At 65.5% G+C, this 1264-nt stretch carries 1 pseudogene; it reads right to left on the bottom strand.

Going from position 1 to position 1264, the window contains the following annotated elements:
* Positions 1–103: 103 nt before the first annotated feature.
* Positions 104–916, bottom strand: a pseudogene (locus tag ACF08N_RS38120) (IS5 family transposase).
* Positions 917–1264: the final 348 nt, after the last annotated feature.

Genomic DNA, 1264 nt, shown 5'->3' with positions numbered 1-1264 from the left:
CTACGAGCGCAAAGCGGACCACTTCCTCGCCTTCACCAGCATCGCCTGCACCCTTATCTGCTACCGCAGACTCGCCAAATGAGATGACATCTAAGACCGTGTCCTATGTGGTGAGGCGGATGAGTCGCTTGTAGCAGCGGATGGCGGCGGCGAGGCCGAGGAACGCCAGGTAGTTGCGGGGATGTCGTTCGTAGCGGTGGTTGAGTCGGCGGTAGCCGGTCAGCCAGGACATCGTCCGTTCGATGACCCATCTGCGGCGGCCGAGGCGTTCGCTGGACTCGATGCCTTTGCGTGCGATGCGGACGCCGATGCGTTTGCCGCGTAACCATCTCCGCAGGTCGGGGGCGTCGTAGGCCTTGGCGTGCAGGCGTGGGGTTTGAAGGGCGGCCGCGGTGGGGGTCGTGTCTCGTTTGGTGACCGGCGACCATGGGCTTCAGTGTGAGGCTGTCGTGGACGTTTGCCGCGGAGACGCCAACGACGAGGGGCAGTCCGTTCGCGTCCGACAGGACGTGCATCGTGGAACCCGGTTTGCCCCGGTCCACGAGGCTCGGACCTGTGTGTTCGCCCCCTTTTTCGCCCTGACCTGGGCGGAGTCGAGGACGACGCGGGAGACATCGACCAGGCCGGCGTCGTCGAGCCGGTGCAGGACCGCTTCGTGGAGGCGGCCCCACACGCCGGCCCTGGACCAGATCACGAATCGGCGATGCGCGGTCGACTTCGATATCCCGAAGCACGGCGGCAACGCGCGCCAGGCACAGCCGCTGACCAGCACATAGATGATCGCCGCGAACACCGTCTCATCAGGCGTGTCCTGCGTGCCGCCACCCTGCGGCCGCACCTTCGACGGCGGGATCAACGGCTTCGCGATCTCCCACAGCCCATCCGGAACAATCCAACTCCACCGTCCACTCCCCATGCAGCACAACGACCGCCTCACCACATAGGCACGTCTTACGACCTAGTGCGTGATTAGCGTGAGGTCGTAAGAGATAAGGCAGCAAAGTGGAGAGCGGCCCGCAGCCCAAGGCCGATCCCAGCTTGCGCCGCCCGCCGAACGGATTCAGCCGGGCAGGTCCCCGTCGCCCCCTTCCTGCCACGCAGCTCACTCACACTCACTGAGCCTCTTCAGCGGGACCACTGATCGGGGCAGCCGCAGCCTGCTGTCATCTTTGGCTGCAGGTGATGGGTGGGTGTTATGTGGTGGTGAGGCGTGCCCAGTGGGTGGTGTGGCCGGTGGTGTGGGTGTGGGTGCCGTGGGTGGGGG

The organism is Streptomyces sp. NPDC015127, assembly GCF_043080095.1.
GTDB lineage: Bacteria > Actinomycetota > Actinomycetes > Streptomycetales > Streptomycetaceae > Streptomyces.
Note: the sequence above shows the minus strand (reverse complement) of the source record. Positions and strands in the feature narration are given on the sequence as shown.